Here is a 19,509-nt window from a genome sequence, read left to right on the forward strand (position 1 = left end):
GTAATAAAAAACCAAGAAGCGTTTAAGCTCCAAGAAAGTTAAATACGACCTTGAAGCTTAAAATGAGAGATGGTATCTACAAGTTAAAGCGCGAGGTAAGCTCCCGCCTACAATATTGATTACATTACCACTTGTTTAAACCGTGCGAACGTTCGCATGCTTTCATCTGCAATCATTACCTCATAATCGGGGTTTTGAGCGATTAGCTCATATTGCCCGTTTGGTAATTTATTAATTTTTCGCAGTAAATACTGCCCGTCACCGCCTATATCATCTCGCTCTATTGCGACTACTTGGCCGCGTAGCGATCCGGCTTTATCGGAGGTTATAAGCTCAAGTAGCAGTAAATCACCATCAAGTATTGGGTGTTTACCGCCGTTCATAGAGTTGCCCGAAGCTCGTGCTAAAAAATGCACGTTTGGATCAAGCTTACCTGCACCAAATGGCGCGTCCATCAACTCCATATCTCTTTCATCCCCAGTTTTAAAATGTCCGCAGGCAATTTTAATATTAGGGAAGTACGGCAACTTGATTACTTCATTTACAGTTTTTAATTGGGTTGTAAATAGTTCCTCATCATTACTAATTTGTGTAGGAGCGATATTCACGGGGGTGTTATCAACTGGCTCTTCAAATTGCAGTAATGCTTTAAAGTGGTGGTTCTGGAGCTTAAAACCTATTTTTTTATAATAATCTTTACCGTCTTGAATATATTGCTGCTTGATTTCGGCAAGTGCGTTTTCATCTAGCTTTTCCCAGAGTACTGAGTCAAACGAAATAATATTGAGATCTTTTGCATGATAAATAAAACGTTTACGCTCGAACTTTTCAAACGGGTTTGCTAATAAACTACGAGTTAAATAAGCAGTATCGTTCAAGCGTTCTTTATCATTAAGCGGGTTTTTGTCTTTTTCTGCTTGGCCGAACTCTTGTTGTAACTGCTTGTAAAAGCTTTGATATCGCAACACAAGTTTTGAAAGCTCGGCTTCGCCTTGCGCATTACACTCACTTATAAACGCAAGTAAGAAAGCAATTTTATACGAAAAAGAATAATCTCGACTTTGTAAAAACTCAAAAAAATCATCTCGCCTTGAATCTTCTGTACGCTCTTTAATATTTTTATCTATTTTGATTTTCTTTAATTGTGATTCACTAAAATAGTTTAATGTGTGTTTACCAAATGGGTGTGTTTTTGCTGGGGTAATATCTCCTTTTTTAACCCAACTTTTTACCGTACCTGTTGAAATAAATAATTCACGAGCAAGCTGCTCTTCATTTAATAAACCGCCGAATTCATGTTCAAAAGTAAATATGTTTATTTTTTCAATACGACGTTCACCTTCGTATAAACGATCTAATTCAATCGCTTCGTTTTCGGATGTTGGTACTTCTTTTTTTATTATATTTTCAAATGGCTTGTAAGTAGAAAAGTTAAATAAGCCATGTACTGACATTGGCTGCAATGCTGCGCCATAGCTGTCTACAACATCGATTACAATAAGCGCTTCTTTGTCTTTATGATTACGTGTTCCACGCCCTAACTGCTGGGTATAAAGCACTTTAGACATTGTGGGTCTTGCCATAACTAAAATTTCAGTTTGTGGTGCATCCCACCCTTCGTTTAATAGGTCGCAAGCACATAAAAAGCGTATGTTTCCTTTTTGATATTCTTCAAGCCCTTTGCGGTCTGAACCATGTACTGCTTGCGCGGTAATTCCGTGTTTATTAAATAACTGCGCCATTCTTTGGGCATGTTTTATATCTGTACAAAATACAACACCTTGCTTTAATAATTGCCCCTCAATTAAAGGTTCTGCAAAATATTTATTGATCAAATCTACAATTAATTGATCGCGCGAGGGTATAAGTACGGTTTTATTTAAATCAGCCTTTACATAATCTTTACCGTTAAAGCGCACTTGCGATAAGTCTATATTTGACTCAAGTCGGTAAGCTCTTATTTGCGGAGCAAGTCCTTTTTTAATTGCTTGTTCTAAAGTTAAATCAACTTTATAGCGACCAAATATGTCTTGCAGCTTTTTATCATCGGCTCTTTCGTCAGTCGCAGTGAGCCCTAATAACGTTTTAGGTTTAAAGTATTCAATTACTTTTCTTAATCCTGTTGCAACTGCATGGTGAGCTTCATCTATCAGAATATAATCAAAAGATTGTGATTGCATGGTGCTGTAATGGCGCATCATATAAGCACTGGTTTGCACTACAACATCAAGCGTTGAGTCTGTTAATAACTCACCCACTTTTAATAAGGGATGTCTTAAATTTAATCGCTCTTTTAATTGCTTTTTTAAAGCTGTGCTAGGTACTACTGCCAATGCTTTTTTGCATATACCCGCATCTATTTGATTTTTTAAATCTTCTATAAATACTTCTGTTTTACCTGTACCAGTGGGTAGGACAACTAAAAAGGTGCTTTTACCTTTTATGCGTTGATTTGAAATACTATTTACAGCTTGATCTTGATGTTCTAAAAGCTGAAATGATAAATCACGCTGTGCTAAGTATTTAGGTGCGGCACTAAAGTTTTTAGGATCACCAAAATAATCACGCATTTGATCACTAAACTTGTAATGGTCGCTCATACCTCTGCTTGACCATCGAAAAACTAAATAACTATCGTAAACTAATGAGTTTTGCTTAAATAATTGCGAACGATATTTTTTTAGACCAATTATAAGCGGGTGATGATAACGCTCTCCGTTAAGCTCTATAGCTATATTACTTTGGTTTTTAACATCGTTACTTCTTGTTAGAACAAAGTCTATATAGCGAATGTGCCCTGCACTATCAATGTATTTACTTTCAGCTTCAAGTGCGTGTAAATATTGAGCGCCAAAGACCTCTTCAAATAAGCAGGTAAAATTATATTCAGGTGGTGTTGGATCAGTGTGGGTTTCGTTGCGATCAGCTCCAAATTTTTTTATTTTATCTGATTGTTGTTCTTCTGAGCCAAGAAAAACATCAAGATCGTTTTTAAATTGCGTTTGCGTCTCAATTGATAAGGAAGTATATGAATCATAAACAAAACGATATAAACCTTGGTACTTATGCATCAGTTGATTTTGATAACTAGTGTAATCAACGTACTGATAATTGGGTAACTCTAGTTGAAAAAGAGTTGTATCAATAAATACAGCAGGACTATCATTTTTTGTATACAGCCGACCTACTGTGTTTTGGTCATGCAGCTTATAACCATACTCCAAAAGCACTTGGTCACAATATTCAAACTGATTTCTAATACTCATATTCATTACAGTTATTAGCCTTTACTGATAGCGCGTTGCATTAACGCATTTAACCACACTTCACTTTCGCGCTCTGGCCGTTGATCCACTGTTTGCCATTGTTTTGTTATTTTAAGCTCGGTGTGTTGATCAATTAATGCAGTTAAAGCAGTTTCGTTTAAGTCGGTAAATTCACGACCGTTGTGCACACGCTCTGTATTGCCATATTTGAACGAAACATACAAAACGCCATTCGGTTTAAGCGCATTTTGTAGGTTTAAAAACACCTGTGGTAACTCAGCTTTTGGAACGTGTAATAAACTAGCGCAGCACCAAATACCATCGTATTGGTTTACACAATTTAGATCTTGGAATGTTTTAACCGCTACAGGTTGTTGTAAGTAACTACTTGCTAACTCTGCCAGCTCTGGGCTTGCATCAAACGCACTCACAGTAAAACCCTGTGCTTTGAAAAATGCGGCATCGCGTGCACTGCCACAACCGGCATCTAAAATACTACCGTGTTGTGTAACATGCGGTAAAAACTCAGCGTAAAGCGCCGACATATCAACGTTAAGTGTTGAGTCGCTAAAGGCTTTTGCATTTTGCTTGTAATAAGTAAGTGTGGTGTTTGACACGAGACTCACCGCTCCTTGGCTAATCGTTTAACAGCTAAGATACTGTTAATACTGCATTCATTATTTGTTTAATCTACAGGAACAAGCGCATTAAATATAGGTTTAATAAGTAGAAATTTTTAAATTAATACGCCGTTGTTATTAAGTGCTTGTGTTGAGCACTGAGCGCGATATAAATCACGCTAAACGTTTTTTGTTTACTTCTTTCTCAACCAAAAAAGACTCGCGGGAACCGAAATCCACGCTTGCTTACCTAACGAATCAAGATAAACACCTACCTCTTCTTTACTGCCTGGGCTAAAATATGGCGGCTGTTGTACTTTTAATTTTTCTTGCCCTGTAAGTATTTTGCTAAAGTGTTTATTTTGCTGCTGGAGCTTTTTTTTGTAATCGTTAGCTGGTTTTGAATCGCCATGTTTTACAAAAGCACTTAGCGCACGGCTTGCTGTTGCGTGTAGCTCTTCACTGTCGGACTTAACCAATAGAGCGTCTAACTTGTCCCATTCTTTATTAATTATTAGGCAATTCATTAATAAAAAGCGATTACCTTGATTATCGTTTGGGTTTAGCTTTAGTAACTCTTCGAGTTCTGACTGCGCTTTTTGGGTATAGCCGTGCAGTGCGTGTATTTTTGCTCGATGCGCGCGAAGCATCATATAGGGGCGGGTTTCGTGCAAGCCCCAAAAGTGCCCTGTGTTGTCTTTAATAAATTGCTTTGTAATGTGCCCTTCCATCATTTCTAAAAGCATCTGCATTGGCTCAAGTGCTTTTAGTTCTGTGTCGGCAAGAACCAGTTCAAGTAGTTCATCAAGCTCATCTAATTCATTTGATTCTTCGTCTAAAAAGCTGTTGTTAAATTGTGCCTCATCTTCATCGCTTAAAGTTAGGTCGTTACTAAAGCGAAGCTCAAAAATAGCGTCGGCCATGTAATAAACATAATTACGTTTGTATTCTTGAGCATTGTATTGGGCAAATTCACCAAATACTTTTGCCGCTGCTTTTTCGCTAGTAAAAGCTTTTAAAACGCCACTTAGGCTATCAACAGCCTGTTTTTGTAGTGCATTAAGTGCACGTTTATTTATGTGTTTAAGCGCCTGTAAAACCCCTTTACAGTAACTTGGTAGGGGCATATTCGGCTTTAGCGAATCCCGGTAGTCTTGCTTGGATAGGCTGCATTTTGCTGGCATTTTTAATTCGTTTTGAATTACTTTATCCATGCTTTGGTTATACAGTGCCATTAAGCTTTCGAGATATTTTAGCTCGCTCTCTTTTTGAAGGTTAATATCTCCAAATAAATCAGGCTGCCATTCACTCGGGGTGAGCATTAGGGGTAATGCGCCTAACCCCATTAAATAACCTTGTATAAAATAGTAATTTGGTTTTTTAGTACTTAATTCACTGAGTTTTATAACATTGTTGCGTATTTTAGTTGGCGACATAATGTGACCTGCTATGTATAAATTTATTATTAGTGTACTCATAGATAAGGTTACCAACAATATGACTATTAAATTCACACAATAAATACAATTTTAGATTAGGTGACCAATAACTATACCTAGGTTACTTTATCCTCAAGTACATTTTAACGAGCTATTTACATATTCACACAAACCCGCACCGCTAAAACATAAAAGCTGGTTTATACTGTTGTAATAATAAACAAAAATAAATAAACCTGAGGCGCAATGAATAAAATAATAACCATATTTTTATGTGTGCTGTTTACCGCTCAAATAAATGCATTTGCTTGTGACAGGACCTTTAGCGTTGCCTCGCACGATGCCTTTTGGCCGCCGTATGTAATGGGCATGAGTAATGTATTTAAAGGTACTGAAGTTGATGCGCTTAACCTAATTTTTAAAGACTCTCCTTTTTGCTTTAAAGTAGAGCTACTTCCTAATTCTAAACGCGCTTTTACTGAAGTTAGACATGGCCGAATAGATTTGGGTTGGGCTGGTAGCTATACCGAAAAACGTGCTAAATACGCTCACTATACTGTTAGCTATCGTACTGAGGTTATGCGTTTATACGAAAACAAAAACAATACGCATGTAGTTAAAAGTTTGGCTGATATTTTTAATCAAGGTTTAACCATAGGCGCTAACTTTGGAAGTTACTACGGCGAAGAGTTTGAGCAATATAAAACAACGCATAAAAAACAAATTGAATACACCAGTGCAACCAGTAAACGCTTTAAAATGCTTAATAAACAACGTATTGATTTTGCTATTGAAGACGAGTTAGTGGGTGCTTATTTTGCAAAAAAAAACTCGAGCATAAAATTAGTCACCAACATTGAGTATGTAAATAAAGACGATATTTATTTAATGTTTAGCAAAAAAACGGTGTCGATTAATGAACTTAAAATAATTAATAAGCACATAAAAAATAACGAAGCAGCGCTCAAAGCAATTTTCGAATAGCAGTTATTGGAGCGAGATGAACGCTTTATTATTGGCATTATTTACTTAACCAATGCAGTGTTTTTTGCTTGTTTTTATTAGCGCAAACGCTTGGTTATAAATTAGCTACCTTTTATCTTTCATTCGTTGTGGCTGATCTGTATAATTCGCCAGCTAATTTACCCTATTGTCTGGTTCTTGTTTGTGGCGTTTTGCTGCAGCGTACTCCTGTCAGTACTAATCTAGGATTACCCTTTTTGATCTCCACCGCAAATATTACGATGCAGTTTGGCGCAGAGCCGTTGTTTGAAAACATTTCAGCTAAATTTGGTAACGGTAACCGTTACGGTTTAATTGGCGCTAACGGCTGCGGCAAGTCGACTTTCATGAAAATTTTAAGCGGTGCGCTTGTTCCAAGTGCGGGTAATGTATCTATTACTCCAGGGTTAAAAGTAGGTAACCTAAGCCAAGACCAGTTTGCTTTTGAAGAGTTTAGCGTAGTTGATGCCGTAATTATGGGCGACGTAGAGCTTTGGAAAGTAAAACAAGAACGCGAACGTATTTACTCTTTGCCAGAAATGAGCGAAGACGACGGTATGAAAGTAGCCGATCTTGAAAGCGTATTTGCTGAAATGGACGGTTACACAGCAGAAAGCCGCGCAGAAGAAATTTTGCTTGAAGCGGGTATCGATAAAGAATTTCATTACGGATTAATGGCAAACGTAGCACCAGGTTGGAAACTACGCGTACTTTTAGCACAGGCGTTGTTTGCAAACCCTGACATATTGCTACTCGATGAGCCTACCAATAACTTGGATATTCATACAATTACGTGGCTTGCTAACGAGCTAAATAAACGTAGATGTACGATGATAATTATTTCGCATGACCGTCACTTTTTAAATTCGGTATGTACGCATATGGCCGACATTGATTACGGCGAGCTGCGTATTTACCCTGGTAACTATGAGAAATTTTTAGACGCTGCGGGCCTACAACGCGAGCAACTTTTAGCTGAAAACGCTAAAAAGAGCGCTGAAATTGACGAACTACAAGACTTTGTTAACCGTTTTGGTGCTAACGCATCTAAAGCTAAACAAGCAAGTTCACGCGCTAAAAAAATGGATAAAATTAAGCTTGATGAAGTTAAATCTTCAAGCCGTATGAGCCCATCGCTTTCGTTTGACGAAGGTAAAAAAATGTATCGTCAAGCGCTTGAAGTTAACAAGATTGGCCATGGTTTTGATGGCGAAATGTTATTTAGTGGCGGTGATTTATTACTTGAAGCTGGTGCTAAGCTTGCTGTTATCGGCGAAAATGGTGTGGGTAAAACTACATTTTTACGCTGTTTAGTAGATGAGCTTAAAAGTAATGAAGGCGAAATTAAATGGTCTGAAAATGCGACCTTTGGTTATTGCCCGCAAGACAGCACAAAAGATTTTGATAACGATTTAACGTTGTTTGATTGGATGTCGCAATGGCGTACAGCTAAGCACAACGATTTAATGGTTCGTGGCATGTTAGGCCGTTTGTTGTTTACAGCAGACGATTCAAACAAAAAAGCGCGTAACTGTTCTGGTGGTGAAAAAAACCGCCTGTTATTTGGTAAGTTAATGATGCAAGACGTTAATGTGCTTGTAATGGACGAACCAACTAACCACATGGATATGGAAGCCATTGAAGCACTTAACAATGCGCTTAAAGACTTTGAAGGTACGCTTATTTTTGTAAGCCATGACCGTGAGTTTGTATCGTCATTAGCGACGCGTATTATTGATATTAAAGATAAAAAAGTAGTCGACTTCCAAGGTACGTTTGACGAATACCTTGCAAGTTGTGAAGAGAAAAAAGCGTAAACGCTTTTTTAATTGCTTGTAAAAACGGTGCTAAATTTAGCGCCGTTTTTTATGGGTGATGAATAGTGTGTTGCTATTTAACTTGTAGACGCGCTGCTTGCAGGCGTTTAAAAACGCAGTTTTTAGGATGAGTGATTAAGTAATTAGAAGCTGCGCTTCTCGCGTGAGCAAGCTCTACGCCTACCACAAAATTTAACACTGAGGTTTGATTTAACCTGTAGACGCGCTGCTTGCAGGCGTTTAAAAACGCAGCTTTTACAAGATTTTTAAAACACACATACATTAACTCCTACTTCTATATACAAAGTAATTAGAAGCTGCGCTTCTCGCGTGAGCAAGCTCTACGCCTACCACAAAATTTAACACTGTGGTTTAATTTAACTTGTTGAATACCCTTTTTTATCTATATTTATAAAAACCAATAAATTAAAACCTTTATGTATTCCTCTAAAAAATTATTAGTTGGGCGCCACTCCTCTAAAAATAAATTTTACTCTGTAACAATATGCACAAAACAAAGAATTCCGTTATTTAAGAACTTTGAAAATGCATGTATTGCGGCAAGAGGCTTGGTTTATATGCAAAATAAGGTGGATACAATTTGTTATACCTTAATGCCGGATCATCTTCATTGGTTATTTCAATTGAAAGATTTACCGCTTGCTGATGTTATGAAGCAGTATAAAAGTATTACCACTGTGAAAATAAATAAGCTCAATTGCACCACAGGGCCAGTTTGGCAACAAAACTATTTTGAGCACCAGCTGAGAGCAGAAGATGATTTAATTAATCAAGCACGCTATATCGTTTCAAATCCGTTACGCGCTGGGCTTGTAAATGATGTTGGTGAATATCCATTTTGGGATTGTGTTTATCTTTGTGATGGTGAGTTAAAGTAATTAGAAGCTGCGCTTCTCGCGTGAGCAAGCTCTACGCCTACCACGAAAATTTAACACTGTGGTTTGATTTAACCTGTAGACGCGCTGCTTGCTGGCGTTTAAAAGCGTAGTTTTTATGATGAGTGATTAAGTAATTAGAAGCTGCGCTTCTCGCGTGAGCAAGCTCTCCGCCTACCACAAAACTTAACGCAGTGGTTTGATTTAACTTGTAGACGCGCTGCTTGCAGGCGTTTAAAAACGCAGTTTTTATGATGAGTGATTAAGTAATTAGAAGCTGCGCTTCTCGCGTGAGCAAGCTCTACGCCTACCCCGAAAATTTAATGCTGTGGTTTAATTTAATCTGTAGATGTACTGCTTGCTGGCGTTTAAAAACGCAGTTTTTAATAAATATTTACGATTAAAAATAGTTTGGGGGAGTACCTAAGCAATAGTAATTAGACGCTATCGCTTAAAGTATAAATCAATGGCTTTGGTAAGGAGCTCGTCGAGCTGTTCTTCAAATTCTTCTATATCAATATCAAAATGCTTTAAGTACGCACTAGCCTGAGCAAGTGATAAATTACGGCTGTTAACGCTGTATTGTCGCTCGTCTATGGTTTTATCGTAACGAGGTAAAAATACAAATTGGCCATAAAATGGGGATTTAATATGTTTGTTTGCAAAACGACAAAAATCTTCAATGTGCTCAACCCCTTCAGGGCCGAGGCAACCGGGCTCAATGCGATACATTAAGCGAATTTTTTTGTCGTCATTTATTTGCATACAAAGCCTTTATCTAAAAAACAGTACTCTTACTATTTTTCCATCTTTAATTTGATAGCTCGAAATCAGTTCTGAGCGTTTATCAACTACGTTTTCGTCTGTTGAGCAGGTTTCTGATAGTTCGTGATCAATCACTATATCACCGTGCACTATGCGCTTAATTGGTGATGAGTGAATGCACTTTAACTTTTTAAACATTAGCCCGTAACGTTCTATTAGTTTTTCTTTACCTTTAAATAATAGCTCATTAGGGAAAATATAAAACTCAACATCTTCGGCATATACACGAAGAAATTCTTCAATATTACGTGCGTTATACGCTTTAACTAATTGCTCGACTACTGCGAGCGATTCGCGCGATTGTTTAGCTTTAGTTTGCTGCTTAACTGTTAGCGCTTCTTTTGCTTGCGTTACTGCTTTTTCAGCTTCGGCCACAGCCACTGCTTTTTCTATTTTATTTTTAGGTTTTTCGGCAGGTTTAATTTGCTCGTTACCGAGTACTTTTGAGTCGTCTGGTTTAGTCGTATCAATAACTGGCTTTTTAAGCTCTGGCGCTTTGTATTCAAGCGTATTTACTTTGTCGTCAGTGTTGGGTTGAGCCACTGGTTGCTCATTTTCAACTTTTGGTTTTTCGATGTTTGCTTGAGCTTCAACTTGCGGCTCTTTTTGCTCAGGCTCGCTTTGTTCTGCAGCATAAGTAATAAGCGCGGCGGTAGTGATTAATGAGGCAAAAATAATAGATAACGGTTTCATAACTTTCCTAAAATGAACACTAAACACGTGTAATACCAATTGCATTAAATAAGTGACCTATTATAGCGTCAAGAAAATAGCACAATAACAAGGCGAAAATTGTGACATATAGTTGTTCTATATGAATAATTTTTAACGCAGTTAGTGAGTTATTTAATGCGATAGAATGCTCATATTTTTGATAAAATTGGTATAAGGCTGCAACATAGCAAATTTTAACGTTATCGGGTAGTTAATACCACCACTGTAGCTTACCAGTACTGCTCTACGGTAATGTTGCCGGGGTTTTTACGACGGTTGCGCGTGAAGTTTTTACCGAGAAGTAGCGCGGTTGTGTCTTTTACCATTTGTGGGTTTCCACAAATCATAAATTGCGCGTTACTAGGAGCTGGGTTTAATTTTACATGTTCAAACAAGCTATTATTTTCAATAGCATTTGTGATTCGCCCGCTTAAACCTTGTAATGGCTCCTCTCTACTTACAACGGGGATATAATTGAGCTGCTCGGGGTACACTCTTAATAACTCGTTAATAAGTGCCTGATAGCTTAAGTCGTTATTAAAACGCACACCATGCACTAAGTTTATGCTTTTGTATTTTTTCCATACATCAGGCTGTTGTAATATCGATAAAAAAGGTCCTATGGCTGTACCTGTTCCTAGCATCCAAAGCTGATCGCTTTGTGGTATTTCATCAAGGGTAAAAAAGCCTGTAGCGTGTTGCTCTATAAGTACGGTTTCGCCGGGCTGTAATTTAGCTAAACACGGGGATAATAAACCATCAATAACGTTAATTAGATAAAACTCAAGATCGGGATTTTCAGGTGCATTTACATAAGAATAAGCCCGAGCAATACGCTTGTCGCCATCCATTATCGAAAGCTTTGTAAACTGCCCTGCTTTAAATGGCTCTACGTTTGCATTTACGGTTAGGCTAAAGAGCGTTTCGCTCCACCATGTTACGCTTTTTACTGTTGCTTCAACCCAGTTAGACATAGTTACCCCTTGGTTTAGCTAGTTATACCAACCCGCAATAATACCTAATCAATTTGAGGGATTAAACCGTACGTAACTTCGTTAAAAATTTCTCATATAGAACAACTAAATAACGAAATTTTTGCCTTGTTATCGACACGGTTTTCTTACCTCAAAATAGACAACTTAATTAAGCGAATTGGTATTAAGTTTTAAATGACTCACTTAAAAGTAAGTTTTATTTATAAACATTAGCATTAAGTGACAAAGACTTACAGCTTTACGCGCTAGCAAAAAGTTGTATTTATGAGTTAGGTTTTATAGTAGGTGGTGTGTGATATTGTAGTCGGAGAGCTTGATGTTGCGAGGAGTGCAGTTTTTGATTATTTAGCCATTTTAAAAACTGCGTTTTTACACGCCTGCAAGCAGCACGTTTACAGGTTAAATCAAACAGCAGCGTTAAGTTTGCGTGTAGGCGAAAAGCTTGCTTACGCGAGAAGCGTAGCTTCTAATTACTTAATCTAAAACCCTAAAAACTGCGTTTTTACACGCCTGCAAGCAGCACGTTTACAGGTTAAACCAAACAGCAGCGTTAAGTTTGCGGGTAGGCAAAGAGCTTGCTTACGCGAGAAGCGAAGCTTCTAATTACTTAATCTAAAACCCTAAAAACTGCGTTTTTACACGCCTGCAAGCAACGCGTTTACGGTTAAATAAACCGCTGAGTTAAGTTTGCGGGTAGGCGTAGAGCTTGCTCACGCGAGAAGCGAAGCTTCTAATTACTTAATCTAAACCCTAAAAACTTCGTTTTTACACGCCTGCAACCAGCGCGTTTGCAGGTTAAATTAAACCGCTGAGTTAAGTTTTTGGGTAGGCGGAGAGCTTGCTCACGCGAGAAGCGTAGCTTCTAATTACTTAATCTAAACCCTAAAACCCTAAAACCTTAAAATAAAAAAGCGGTGTTAATTTTAACACCGCTTAATGCGAACTATTTATAGCTATACGCTTTTATAAACCAGATTTACAACATAGGTTTTATAACATCATACACAGCTTCTATGTGATCGTCTCTATCGTTTAATGCCGCTATGTAACGGTATTTTTTGCCACCTGCATTTTCGAATATTTCACGGTTTTCGCCTTCTAGCTCTTCAAGTGTTTCTAGGCAGTCGGCGCTAAAAGCAGGGCTGATAATAGCTACATCCGTAATACCTTCATCAGGCAGGGCTTCAAGCGTTGCATCGGTGTAAGGCTTTAACCACTCGGCTTTACCAAATCGACTTTGAAAAGTACTAATTACTTTGTCTTTATCAAGGCCTAGTTTTTCGACAACTAAACGCGTGGTTTGTAAACATAGGCAATGGTACGGATCGCCTCGCTCTAAAAATAGTTTAGGCATACCGTGATACGAAAAAACAATTTTTTGTGGCATACCATTCGCTTCTAAATCCTCACTAATACTATTAGCAAGTGACTCAATATAACGGGTGTTTTTATGATAGCCATTAATAAAGTGCAGCTCTGGTACCCAACGCCATTTACGCAGTACGCTCGATACAGCATCAAACGTTGAGCCTGTTGTTGGGCTTGAATATTGCGGATACATTGGCAATATAATTATACGCGTTAAGCCCTTATCGCGAAGCTCCTCAAGGCCTGCCTCTATTGACGGGTTGCCATAGCGCATAGCCATTACCACTTCAGTATTAGTATAACCTTGCTCTTTTAGTAAGGTATTTAATTTAACGCTTTGTTGGCGAGTAATGTGGGTAAGCGGCGAGCCATTTTCGGTCCATATACTTTTATACAATTTAGCCGAACGTTTAGGACGCACGCGCAAAATAATACCGTGCAAAATTATCATCCATACTAGGCGTGGTATTTCTACTATTCGAGGATCTGATAAAAACTCGCGCAAATATGTACGAAGCGCAGCAGCTGTTGGTGCATCTGGGCTACCTAAGTTAGTAAGCAGTATGCCCGTCTTTTGATTAAAACGTCCGTCGTGGGGATTGTCGGTAACTGCAGAAAATCGCGACACAGAGTGCTCCTTCAAGCAAATTCAATAATGTATTTTATGCACATTGTAACGAAAAAAACTGCCGTTTAGATCAATCATTTAGCAGTTTTAACCATAATTCTAAATGGGGTTGGTTTTTTTGACTCCAACTGCTGAAGCTTTTCAATTGATTTACTACTAAATACATGACCCTTAGGCAGCAGCATTATACCCGTATGGCTGTGTAGGGCATGGCCGAGTATCATTTGCTCTTTGAGTTCATGAGCATTACAAATTAGTACTGATCCTGCTGAACTTTTTTGTTCGTGTAGTTTTGCATGGCTTGCTTCAAGCGCACGAACTATTTTAGGGTGGTAAAACGAACCACTATAAAGTTTTACACTTTCGAGTGCATCCTCATGGCGCTGCTTTTCATCGCTTGCATTGCTCTGCTCAAACGCGTCCCAGTAATCGCGCGCTAACCCTAATACCATAGCCCCTATCGGTATATCGTTTCCAGCAAGGCCTTTGGGCATTCCATTTCCGTTAAAACGTTCAAACTGGTAATAAATAGCATCCGATAAGTCGTGTAAATGTATTGCTGGCATTAGCATTAATTGTGCAGTACTTGGATGAGTATAAAAGGTTTTGCGTTGTTGCTCATTTAACCGATTTAGCGGTTTTTTATAAAGTTCAGGGTCCATAGCAAGCAAACCTATTTGTGCTAAATAACCCGCCATTGGGGCAAGATCGATGCTTTTTTGCGACAGGTTTAAGTAAAGCGCTATTTGTGTACAGGTATTTGCAATATTTTGTGCTTTGTTGCCATCAAGGTAAGGATTTGCATTAACAAAATTATATAGCAGCTCAACGGTCGATTTGTGCTCTTGTTTTTCCCGCTCGTTGGCGTCTTCAAGCTTTTTTAAAACTTGTTTGATTTGTAAGGTACGTTTTTCTACTCGTTGCTCTAACGTGTTGTTTAGCTCAAGTAGTTCTTGGTTTTGCGCCTTAACTTGTGTTTCTAATTTTTTGTTTTGTTTTTTAAGCGCAAATTTTTCAAGGCTATCTTTAATGCTACGAAGTAATAAATCGTTTTGCCAAGGCTTTTGAATATACCCATTTATTTGCCCCTGATTTACCGCCGCTAGGGTAGTTTGTATGTCAGCGTAACCGGTTAACAAAATACGCTGGGTGTCGGGAGCCAGCGCGCGTGCTTTTTCTAAAAACTCTGCACCGCTCATGACTGGCATGCGCATATCGCTAATAATTAAACCAAATTCATGATTTTTAAAAAGCGATAGTGCACTTTGCGGATTATCGCAAACAATAACCGACAGGCCATTTACTTCAAGTAGTCGTGTTAGCGTGCGTAGTACTATTTCATCATCATCAATGCAAAGTACATCAACCTGATTTATAGGTGTGCTTGGTGTTACTTGAGTCATTGAGTCGCCTTTAAATTACTTCTGGATAAATAATAGCTTAAAAAAACATCCGTGACCTGTTTATGCTTACCTTTTATATAGAGTAGGAGTCACCTAATGTGGTTATTATCTATAAGTAGATAATTGCTCACGTATAAAGTTGCAAATTTGCATGTAGACGACTAAACGTTAAGTATAAAGTTATCTATATGGATGAAAGGAATGGATGGATCAGATGGTAATTTTGAACGTGCTTTTTTAAACGAACAAAAGCTGCGCTTAGCCGCAGAACAATTACTCAGAGATAAAAGCACCGTTTTAGTTGCCATAAATAATGAATTACAAAAAAAAGTAGCCGACCTAGAACGCCAACAAACCCTATTTGTTCAAACAGAAAAAATGGCGACCCTAGGTACACTTAGCGCTGGTGTTGCACACGAAATAAATACCCCTCTTGCCTATGCAATGAGTAATATAGAAAGCCTACAAAACTCCAGCCCTTTGCTTGTTGCGCTGTTAAAGCTTAACGAACAATATTTAAATAATGAAATTAAAGAGAGCCGTTTTAAACACGAAATCGACATACTCAACTTACAGTATCCGTACGCGTGGATTTATAACAATTTGCAAGGGCAAGTTAACGACAGCGTTGAAGGCCTCAAACGAATAAAACAAATTGTGCATGACTTATTAAATTTTGCTCACCCCACCTCTTCACAAGATAAACAACTAACCGATGTAACAACGGGTGCTAATAACGCTTTAAGGTTATTGAGTAACAAGCTTAAGTTATGTGAAATAAAAACGCGGTTTGAACCACTCCCCTTTATTTGGTGCAATTTATCGTCTATTAATCAGATTTTTGTAAACCTACTAATGAATGCATGGCAGGCGTGTGAGTATGATTTAGAAAAAGGCTGCATTATTGAAGTAAATATTTTTGAAATAGACACAAATATTTGCCTTGAGGTAAAAGACAATGGCTGCGGGATGAGTGAGGACACAATAACGCATATGTTCGACCCATTTTATACCACCAAAGAGGTGGGTAAAGGCACAGGAATGGGCATGACACTTGTATACGCTATGGTACATGATCATGGTGGAAAAATAGAAGTTAGCAGCACATTAGGGACAGGTACGACCATCCGCTGCCTATTACCTTTAAAAGTATAAATAAACTAACAAAAGTTTAATGTAAACAAATTGTTATCACTCTTTTTTTTGAAATTCAATCCTCTCGTAGTGCTTATTTTAATCGATTTGACGTGGTTTTTTCTTATCTTGAAGTTTATTTGCATACTTAGACCAAACATTTAGTTTTTTTCATTTCTTTTTGTTTGCATATGTTGCTAGGATGTTTGCAACAAGCGGCAGGTAACACCGCTTTAACAAATTAAACAGAACACACAAAAACAGGGTCGTCACTATGTCAACACACCGTTTAAACACACTTGCTGTAGCCATTGCTTTTACGTTCAGCGCACCAAGCATTGTTAACGCAGAAGAAGCACCAGTGCAAGCAGCTAAAAATATCGAACAAATCTCTGTATTAGGATCGCGTGTATCTAACCGCACCTCTACAGAGTCTTCTTCACCTATTGATTTAATTGACGCAGATGATTTAACCAAAGGTGGCTTTACAGAACTTGGCCAAAGCTTACAAGCTACAGCGCCTTCGTTTAACTTTTCGCGTACACAAGTATCAGACGGTTCAGATTTATTTAGACCTGCAACACTTCGTGGCTTACAGCCAGATCAAACTCTTGTATTGGTAAATGGCAAACGTCGTCATAACCAATCAATTTTTGGTCTTAACGGTACAGTAGGCGCAGGTGCTGCGGGTACCGATATGAATGCTATTCCGTTAACGGCCCTTAAAGGCGTTGAAGTATTACGCGATGGCGCAGCGGCGCAGTATGGCTCTGATGCTATTGCAGGCGTAATTAACTTATCTCTTAATAACTCAACCGGTATTACAACTGGTTTTGTACAGTACGGCGGCACAAGTGAAGGTGACGGCGACACTATTTCAGCAGGTTTAAACCGTGGTTTTGAACTAGGTAACGAAGGCGGCTTTATTAACCTATCGCTTGAGTACCGCGACGCAGACGGCACTAACCGCGCCGAGCGTGATACGGGTGGTTCGCTTAATGTTGAACCAGGTACGTTAAGTGAAGATGTACGCTGGGGCCAAGGTAATTCAGAAAGCGAATTTACATCGTTATTTTACAACATGGCATTACCAATGGGTGACGGCGAGCTTTACTCGTTTGGTGGTTACTCTGAGCGTACTGCGCTGGGTAACGGTTTTTACCGTAACTTTAACGAAGCCTCTAAAAACGTAACACAAGTATATAGCGATGGTTTTTTACCGCGCATTTATAACGAAGCACAAGATATTTCAGTAGCGCTTGGTTTTAAAGGCGATATAAACACAGATTGGAATTACGACGTATCGGCCGTTTACGGTGAAAACCAATACGACTTTACATCACGCAATACATTAAACGCTTCTTACGCAGCTGAGTATTTATTTAACAACCCAAGTGCAAGCGATGCTGACATTGCAGCAAACTCAGGCCCTAGTGGCGGCTATTCAGGTGGTTTTAGATTTGATCAAACAACGGTTAACCTTGATGTAAACGGTATTGTAGATATTGGCCGAAGTGAGCCTTTATATGTAACGGTAGGCGCTGAGTATCGTAAAGAAAACTACGAAATAGTGCCTGGCGATGAAGCATCATACGCGTGTGGACTAGCAAATATGGATACTTCGTACCCATCGGTTAACGATCCGAACCAATTTGCACAGTGTGGTTTTCAGGCTTATAACGGCCTGCGCCCAGAAGCGGCTAACGATAGCGACCGCAACAGCTATGCAGTATATGTAGATGTAGAGACCATGATCACCGACGCATGGAACGTAAGTGGTGCGCTACGTTATGAAGACTTCTCAGATGCGGGTGACGATTTAATTGGTAAATTAGCAACACGTTATGAATTTTCAGATGACTTTGCAGTACGAGGTGCAGTATCTACTGGTTTTAGAGCGCCATCGCTTCAACAAAGTGGTTATACAGCTTTCACAACTAACTTAGGCTCAGACGGTACATTAACGCAGTCGTTCACTGCAAACACCGGTACCGCTTTTCCAAGTGCGTTAGGTGTAGATAGCTTAAAGCTTGAAACCTCAACAAACTACAGTGCAGGTTTTGTTTACGATGTAACAAGCGAGCTTTCGTTAACGGTTGATTTTTACCGCGTAGAAATTAAAGACCGCATTACACTTGGCAGCTTACTTACCGCCGACGACGTATCGTTTAGCTCAGAAGCCGTTGCAGCGCTACAAGCAACAGGAGCAGTACAAGCTAATTACTTCTCAAACTCGGTTGACTCAACTACGCAAGGCGTTGATATTATTGCATCGTACCGTACAGAAGTTGACGGCGGTAATTTAGGTGTAACCTTTGCCGGTAACCTAAACGACACTAAAATTGACGGCGTAAACGCAGAAGATGGTATTCCTGAAGCAGTTGCATTTGATGACCTACAACGTAGCTTTTTTACAGACGGACAACCTAGTGAGCGTGCAACGCTTACGTTTGACTTCGAGCGCGACGCGTATACATCAACACTTCGCTTTAACTACTTTGGCGAAACAGACGTAAAATACTTTGGTAACGACCATATAGAGCTTGCAACAGATGGCTCGTTTAAGCCAACGAGTACGGTTGAATCTGCTGTGTTAGTTGATTTAAACGTAAGCTACCAAATTAATGACATGTTTGCCCTTTCGGTAGGTGCCGATAACGTATTTGACGAAACACCAGACGAATTAGGTGATGACGAAGTACTTAATGCCATAACAAATGGCGCATTTAAATACCCTGTACGTGCATTACCATACGGCTTTGACGGGCGCACTTACTATGCAAAAGTAAGCTTTAGTTTTTAATTTATAAAGCAAACTAAAGTAATATTAAGCGCAGTTATTAACTGCGCTTTTTTTATGTTTTTTTATTATTAAAAAAGTACCTGTTGGGCATTAAAAATACTTGCGCGGTTGAAAATTAAGCCTACAATCGCCATCTCATAAATAGGCTAATATAAAGCCTCTTTATTATTTGAATCCAAGTTTAACTTTAAATAACCATTAGTTGATAGGAAATATATGACTAAAAAATCTAAAGCAAAAACCGCAAGCAACAGCGCGGTAGACACAGGACGAGGCGTTATAAACCACAATGCATTAGCAGCGTTGGTTACCTCTAAATTATTTAAACCACAAGTAGTTAAAGCTAAAAAAGGCAAAGGCTCGTTTAAACGCAGCAACAAACATTCAGGACAAGAGTCCTATTTAATCGCGGCTTAAATAGCACCGATCAAATAGGGCTTTTGTAAGAGCTGTTTACTTACTCAAGCAAGCAGCGCGTTTACAAGTTAAGTTTAACCACAGCGTTAAGTTTTCGCGGTAGATACCATCTCTCATTTTAAGCTTCAAGATCGTATTTAACTTTCTTGAAGCTTAAACGCTTCTTGGTTTTTTATTACACC

14 protein-coding genes are annotated in these 19,509 nt (G+C 38.7%); 6 read left to right on the top strand and 8 right to left on the bottom strand.

The annotated features are described in order from the left end of the window. Positions 1-119: 119 nt before the first annotated feature. From GQR55_RS17595 to GQR55_RS17605, 3 genes are all read right to left on the bottom strand, one after another. Positions 120-3,272, bottom strand: a complete 3,153-nt coding sequence (locus tag GQR55_RS17595) for a DEAD/DEAH box helicase (protein WP_166421622.1) — start codon at positions 3,270-3,272, stop codon at positions 120-122. Between the two features lie 8 nt (positions 3,273-3,280). Then, the gene (locus GQR55_RS17600; RefSeq protein WP_166421623.1) at positions 3,281-3,883 is read right to left on the bottom strand and encodes a class I SAM-dependent methyltransferase; all 603 of its coding nucleotides are present in this window, start codon (positions 3,881-3,883) and stop codon (positions 3,281-3,283) included. Between the two features lie 197 nt (positions 3,884-4,080). After that, positions 4,081-5,364: a UPF0149 family protein gene (locus GQR55_RS17605; protein ID WP_240916898.1), complete on the bottom strand. Its 1,284-nt coding sequence runs from the start codon at positions 5,362-5,364 to the stop codon at positions 4,081-4,083. 207 nt (positions 5,365-5,571) lie between these two features. Between GQR55_RS17605 and GQR55_RS17610 the strand changes: the two genes are divergently transcribed. From GQR55_RS17610 to GQR55_RS17620, 3 genes are all read left to right on the top strand, one after another. Further along, positions 5,572-6,309 carry a transporter substrate-binding domain-containing protein gene (locus GQR55_RS17610; protein WP_166421624.1) on the top strand — a complete coding sequence of 246 codons (738 nt, stop codon included), beginning with the start codon at positions 5,572-5,574 and terminating at the stop codon, positions 6,307-6,309. A gap of 236 nt (positions 6,310-6,545) precedes the next feature. Further along, positions 6,546-8,144: an ABC-F family ATPase gene (locus GQR55_RS17615; protein WP_166421625.1), complete on the top strand. Its 1,599-nt coding sequence runs from the start codon at positions 6,546-6,548 to the stop codon at positions 8,142-8,144. A 437-nt stretch (positions 8,145-8,581) separates the two neighbouring features. Further along, positions 8,582-9,043, top strand: a complete 462-nt coding sequence (locus tag GQR55_RS17620; RefSeq protein ID WP_166421626.1) for a transposase — start codon at positions 8,582-8,584, stop codon at positions 9,041-9,043. Positions 9,044-9,484: 441 nt separating this feature from the next. On the opposite strand, the gene GQR55_RS17625 is transcribed toward GQR55_RS17620, so the two are convergent. From GQR55_RS17625 to GQR55_RS17645, 5 genes are all read right to left on the bottom strand, one after another. Then, positions 9,485-9,805, bottom strand: coding sequence for a hypothetical protein (locus tag GQR55_RS17625; RefSeq protein WP_166421627.1), 321 nt, complete (start codon positions 9,803-9,805; stop codon positions 9,485-9,487). Between the two features lie 9 nt (positions 9,806-9,814). Then, positions 9,815-10,558 (bottom strand): nuclear transport factor 2 family protein, encoded by a 744-nt coding sequence (locus GQR55_RS17630; RefSeq protein ID WP_166421628.1) that lies wholly within the window; start codon positions 10,556-10,558, stop codon positions 9,815-9,817. Between the two features lie 251 nt (positions 10,559-10,809). Then, the gene (locus GQR55_RS17635; RefSeq protein ID WP_166421629.1) at positions 10,810-11,553 is read right to left on the bottom strand and encodes a ferredoxin--NADP reductase; all 744 of its coding nucleotides are present in this window, start codon (positions 11,551-11,553) and stop codon (positions 10,810-10,812) included. 997 nt (positions 11,554-12,550) lie between these two features. Then, positions 12,551-13,570 (bottom strand): ferrochelatase, encoded by a 1,020-nt coding sequence (gene hemH / locus GQR55_RS17640; RefSeq protein WP_166421630.1) that lies wholly within the window; start codon positions 13,568-13,570, stop codon positions 12,551-12,553. A 74-nt stretch (positions 13,571-13,644) separates the two neighbouring features. Continuing rightward, positions 13,645-14,973 carry an HD domain-containing phosphohydrolase gene (locus GQR55_RS17645; protein ID WP_166421631.1) on the bottom strand — a complete coding sequence of 443 codons (1,329 nt, stop codon included), beginning with the start codon at positions 14,971-14,973 and terminating at the stop codon, positions 13,645-13,647. A gap of 201 nt (positions 14,974-15,174) precedes the next feature. On the opposite strand from GQR55_RS17645, the gene GQR55_RS17650 reads away from it, so the two are divergent. From GQR55_RS17650 to GQR55_RS17660, 3 genes are all read left to right on the top strand, one after another. Beyond that, positions 15,175-16,128, top strand: coding sequence for a HAMP domain-containing sensor histidine kinase (locus tag GQR55_RS17650; protein WP_166421632.1), 954 nt, complete (start codon positions 15,175-15,177; stop codon positions 16,126-16,128). Between the two features lie 253 nt (positions 16,129-16,381). After that, positions 16,382-18,910 (top strand): TonB-dependent receptor, encoded by a 2,529-nt coding sequence (locus tag GQR55_RS17655; protein WP_166421633.1) that lies wholly within the window; start codon positions 16,382-16,384, stop codon positions 18,908-18,910. Between the two features lie 216 nt (positions 18,911-19,126). Next, the gene (locus GQR55_RS17660; protein ID WP_024591136.1) at positions 19,127-19,327 is read left to right on the top strand and encodes a ribosome alternative rescue factor ArfA; all 201 of its coding nucleotides are present in this window, start codon (positions 19,127-19,129) and stop codon (positions 19,325-19,327) included. The last annotated feature ends 182 nt before the right edge of the window (positions 19,328-19,509 follow it).

The organism is Pseudoalteromonas sp. Z1A8 (assembly GCF_011378855.1).
Classification (GTDB): Bacteria; Pseudomonadota; Gammaproteobacteria; order Enterobacterales; family Alteromonadaceae; genus Pseudoalteromonas.